This window comes from Xanthobacter sp. BG11Y11_SDJG (assembly GCF_057364445.1).
In genome coordinates this window covers 1-4,512 of record NZ_JBNFNU010000348.1, presented here as the reverse complement: position 1 = coordinate 4,512, position 4,512 = coordinate 1, and the positions used below count along the sequence as shown (strand labels likewise).

4 protein-coding genes, 2 pseudogenes and 1 riboswitch are annotated in these 4,512 nt (G+C 73.3%); of the genes and pseudogenes, 1 reads left to right on the top strand and 5 read right to left on the bottom strand.

Features of this window, described 5'->3' with window-relative positions; translation table 11 throughout:
• The coding region (locus AC2W7M_RS20380) for a cobalamin biosynthesis protein (protein ID WP_486134452.1) at positions 1-277 on the top strand (277 nt) is incomplete at its 5' end.
• Positions 278-311: 34 nt separating this feature from the next.
• On the opposite strand, the pseudogene AC2W7M_RS20375 reads toward AC2W7M_RS20380, so the two are convergent.
• The 5 genes and pseudogenes from AC2W7M_RS20375 to rfaE2 all read right to left on the bottom strand — a co-directional run.
• Positions 312-1,779, bottom strand: a pseudogene (locus AC2W7M_RS20375) (cobyric acid synthase).
• 3 nt (positions 1,780-1,782) lie between these two features.
• Positions 1,783-2,412, bottom strand: a complete 630-nt coding sequence (cobO, locus tag AC2W7M_RS20370) for a cob(I)yrinic acid a,c-diamide adenosyltransferase (RefSeq protein ID WP_486134451.1) — start codon at positions 2,410-2,412, stop codon at positions 1,783-1,785.
• Complete coding sequence (gene cobU / locus AC2W7M_RS20365; protein WP_486134449.1) at positions 2,409-2,945, bottom strand: bifunctional adenosylcobinamide kinase/adenosylcobinamide-phosphate guanylyltransferase; 537 nt, start codon at positions 2,943-2,945, stop codon at positions 2,409-2,411. The genes cobO and cobU overlap by 4 nt, the downstream gene beginning before the upstream one ends.
• A 1-nt stretch (position 2,946) precedes the next feature.
• Entirely contained in the window at positions 2,947-3,579 is a 633-nt protein-coding gene (locus AC2W7M_RS20360) for a HupE/UreJ family protein (protein WP_486134448.1), read from the bottom strand.
• Positions 3,580-3,626: 47 nt separating this feature from the next.
• Positions 3,627-3,826, bottom strand: a riboswitch (cobalamin riboswitch).
• Positions 3,827-3,966: 140 nt separating this feature from the next.
• A pseudogene (rfaE2, locus tag AC2W7M_RS20355) lies at positions 3,967-4,395 on the bottom strand (D-glycero-beta-D-manno-heptose 1-phosphate adenylyltransferase); the annotation flags it as partial.
• Positions 4,396-4,512: the final 117 nt, after the last annotated feature.

Below are 4,512 nucleotides of genomic sequence, written 5' to 3'. Positions count from 1 at the left end.
CGGGGCGGCCGAAGCCATGCGGCGCGACGCGGCGCGGCACCGCTCGCCCAATGCCGGCTGGCCGGAGGCGCCATGGCGGGGGCACTGGGGGCTCAGGCTCAACGGTCCGAAGGTGTATGGCGGCGTGCCGACCGATGACGCCTATATGGGCGATGGGCGGCGCGAGGCCACCAGCACCGACGTGCGGCGCGCGCTGGCGCTCTACCGGCGCGCGGACGGCCTGTTGATCGGCCTCGTCCTGCTCGGCGCGATCGCGCAGACCCTGCTGTTCAGCTGAGGCCGGCCCGCCGCGCCCGGTCGCGCCAGCGCTGTCAGCGCGCCGCGTCGAGCAGCGCGTCGAGGTCCAGATGGCTGGCGAGATGGGCCGCGAGGCCGTCCAGGGCCGCCTCCACCCGGGCCTCGAAATTCATTCCGTCCGGCGCCGCGCCGAGCTGCGCCAGGAAGGCGGCGCGGAAGGCGTCGGCGGCGAACAGGCCGTGGAGATAGGTGCCGGCGATGCGCCCGTCCGCCGAAGCCGCCCCCTCGGGGGTCCCCTCCCCCGCCCCCGGCCGCGAGGCGCGCGAAGGGGTGCGCCGTGTCGGGCCCGGTGGTCACGCCAAGGTGCATCTCGTAGCCGCGGAGCGGCGCGCCGAGTGCCTCCCCCGCCACCTCCACCAGCCGCTTCTCGCCGAAGCACGGTGTGGACCTCCAGCAGGCCAAGGCCGCGGGCGATCCGCGCCTCCCCCTCGACGCCGTCCGGATCGGCGAGGGTGCGGCCCAGCATCTGGTAGCCCCCGCACAGGCCGAGCACCCGCCCGCCGCGCCGGGCGAAGGCAATGATGTCGTGATGCAGGCCGCCCGCCTTCAGCGCCGCGAGGTCGGCCAGGGTGGATTTCGACCCGAGCAGCAGCACCAGATCGGTGTCCGGCGGCAGGCATTCATGGGGCCGCAGGCGGCGGACCTCGATGTCCGGCTCGGCATCGAGGGGATCGAGGTCGTCGAAATTGGAGATGTGGGGCAGGATCGGCACGCCCACGCGCCGCCGCGCCCCGGCCTTGGCGGGTGGCGGCGCGGCAAGCGCCAGCGCGTCCTCGGCCGGCAGCGCGCGGCGTCGGCGAAATGCGGCACGAGGCCGAAGGCGCGCCAGCCGGTGAGGTCGGCGATCCGCGTCATGCCGTCGGCGAACAGGGCCGGATCGCCGCGGAAGCGGTTGACGATGAAGCCTGAGATCAGCGCCGCGTCCGCCGGATCGATCACCGCCTTCGTGCCGACCAGGCTGGCGATGACGCCGCCGCGGTCGATGTCGCCGATCAGCACCACCGGCACGCCGGCGGCCTGGGCGAAGCCCATATTGGCGATGTCGTTGGCGCGCAGATTGACCTCGGAGGCGCTGCCCGCGCCTTCCACCAGAACGAGGTCGGCCTCGGCCTTGAGCCGCGCGAAGCTCTCCAGCACCTGCGGCATCAATTGCGGCTTGAGCGATTGGTAGGCGGCCGCGCGGGCGGTGGCGACGACGCGGCCCTGCACCACCACCTGGGCGCCGGTCTCCCCCTGCGGCTTCAGCAGCACCGGGTTCATGTGCACCGAGAGGGGAACCCGCGCCGCCCGCGCCTGCAGCGCCTGGGCGCGGCCGATCTCGCCGCCGTCGGCGGTCACGGCGGCGTTGTTGGACATGTTCTGCGGCTTGAACGGGCGCACCGTGAGGCCGCGGTTCGCGAAGGCGCGCGCCAGCCCCGCCACCAGCAGCGACTTGCCCACATCGGAGCCGGTGCCCTGGAACATGAGCGCGCGCGCGGCCATGGGCTAGAACTCGATGCCCGGCTGCGCCTTCACCCCGGCGGCGAAATGGTGCTTCACGAGGCCCATCTCGGTCACGAGGTCGGCCGCCGCGATCATCTCCGGCTTGGCGTTGCGGCCCGTCACGACCACGTGGAGGCCGGGCCGGCGCGCCGTCAGTGCGTCGATCACCTCGGCCAGGTCCAGGTAGTCGTAGCGCAGGGCGATGTTCAGCTCGTCGAGGATGACGAGGCCGATGGTCTCGTCGGCCATCAGTTCACGCGCCTTGCCGAAGGCGCGGGCGGCGGCGGCGCGGTCGCGGTCGAGGTCCTGGGTCTCCCAGGTGAAGCCCTCGCCCATGGTGTGCCAGGCGACGCGGTCGCCGAAGGCGGCGAACGCCTGCTGCTCGCCGGTGGACCAGGCGCCCTTGATGAACTGCACCACGCCGACGCGCCCGCCGCGCCCGAGCGCGCGCAGCGCGAGGCCGAAGGCGGCCGTGCTCTTGCCCTTTCCGGGGCCGGTATGGACCAGGAGCAGGCCCTTCTCGATGGTCTTGCCGGCCACCTCGGCGTCCTGAACGGCCTTGCGCTTCTCCATCTTGGCGCGGTGGCGCTCGGCTTCGCCGGTGGGCGCGGGCTTGGGTTCGAGATCGCTCATGGGGCGCCTCCCGGCGTCTTGAGGTCGAGCGGCAGGCCCGCGACCACCAGCGTCACGCGCCCGGCGATCGCCGCGACCTGCTGGTTCAGCCGCCCCGCGGCGTCGCGGAAGCGCCGGGCGAGCGCATTGTCCGGCACGATGCCGAAGCCCACCTCGTTCGAGACGCAGACCGTGAGGCCGTCCCGCGCCGCAAGGGCCGCGCGCAGGCGCTCCGCCTCGGCATCGAGGTCGTGGTCCGCCAGAAGATGGTTGGTGAGCCAGAGGGTCAGGCAGTCCACCAGCGCCGGCCGCCCATCCGGCAGCGCCGCCAGTGCGCCGGCAAGGTCGAGCGGGGCGTCGACGGTCTCCCAGCCGCCGGCGCGGCGGGCGCGATGGAGGGCGATGCGCGCCGCCATCTCGCCGTCGTGCGCCTCGGCGGTGGCGATGTAGGTCCAGGGACCGGGCGCGGCCTCCACCAGCGCCTCGGCGAAGCGGCTCTTGCCCGAGCGCGCTCCGCCGAGGATGAGGACGAGGCCGCCCTCAGGCGTTGCCACCTCAGCCCGGAATGATCTGCCCGGCGAGCGCGGCGATGCCGATGCCCGCCACGGCGGCACCCGCGAGGCGCGCATTGAGCGACACCGGGGCCTCCTTCACCGAGCGGGCGGCGAGCGCGACGCCCACGGCGATCACGCTCTGGATGATGACGAGGCCCACCAGATAGGCCACCAGCGGGGTCTGCTCGGCGCCGAAGATCGATTCGCCATAGGCATAGCCGTGGAACAGGCCGGCGAGCGCGAACAGCGCCGCCCAGCCCGCCGGCGGCAGCTTGGCGGCGCGCGCCAGCAGAACGCCCAGCAGGATGACCGAGGCCGCGACCACCAGCTCGGAGGCCGGCAGCGAAACCCCGGCCACGTGGATGGCGACGCCGATCGCCGAGGCGGCGACGAACAGCGCCGGCAGCGCGAGGTTCAGCCCGAACGCGCCCACCACCACGCCGACACCGACGATGAAGGCCAGATGATCGAGGCCGATCACCGGATGGCCGAGACCGGACAGCAGGCCCTGCGCGAACGTGGACGGCATCTCACCGCCCATCATGTGATGGGCGTGGGCCGGCGCCGCGGCCAGCATGGCGAACGCCGCGACGACGGATGCGGATGCGGCGTGAAACTTCATGGAACGAGACATGTGACCCCCTCGCCCTCCCACCGAGGGCGCCCTGGATGTGCCCGCGAACGGGCGATGCGGCGGCGGCAGGTCTCCTGGCTCGCGGATCACCGCCCGCCCCGCGCCTTCCCGGATCGCTCCAGTGGCCCTTGCGGGGGGACTTTCCGCCGACAGTTGCGGGGGCAGCTGCGGCATAAGGCGACGAGCGCCCGCACCGCATTCCCTCTTTCGGCCCGCGGATGCGGGCACCGACACCAAAAGCGACTATAGGAGCCTCGTCCGTCACGGCAACTCGGATGCCCGACTTTTTTGTGCGCCGCATGCAGAAGGCCGCCGGTCAGACCTGGGATGGATCGACGGCGGTTGCCAAAGCCCCGCGGTGGCCGGGACGCGCCGTCACGGCCGGCCTTATTCCTTCGCCTTCGCCACCAGCGCCGAGGTGGAGCGGCCCGCCACCAGCGGCACCAGGGCGACGCGGCCGCCATAGGCCTTCACCACGTCCGCCCCCACCACCTGGTCCTCGCGATAGTCGGCGCCCTTCACCAGAACGTCGGGCTTCAGCGTCTCGATCAGGCGCAGCGGCGTGTCCTCGTCGAACAGCACCACGAGATCGACGCAGCGCAGCGCGCCCATGACGCGGGCGCGCGCCGCCTCGTCCTGCACCGGGCGGCGCTCGCCCTTCAGCCGCTTCACGGAGGCGTCGGTGTTGAGCGCCACCACGAGGCGGTCGCCCTCCCGCGCCGCCGCCTCCAGCAAGGCGATATGGCCGGGATGCATGAGGTCGAAGCAGCCGTTGGTGAACACCACCCGCGCGCCCGCCGCGCGCCATTCGGCGATCACGCGGGCGCCTCGTCCGTTTCCAGCAGCGCGCCGGGGGCGATGCCGGGCGTGCCCGCCTCCTCCCAGCGCCGCCAGCAAGCCTCGGCGCGGGTGACGACCGCCGGTGCCGAGCTT

Bases quoted from the DNA above. Each gene is read 5' to 3' on its own strand.
- cobO (WP_486134451.1), bottom strand. From the start codon at position 2,412: ATGAGCGATCTCGAACCCAAGCCCGCGCCCACCGGCGAAGCCGAGCGC.
- AC2W7M_RS20360 (WP_486134448.1), bottom strand. From the start codon at position 3,579: ATGTCTCGTTCCATGAAGTTTCACGCCGCATCCGCATCCGTCGTCGCG.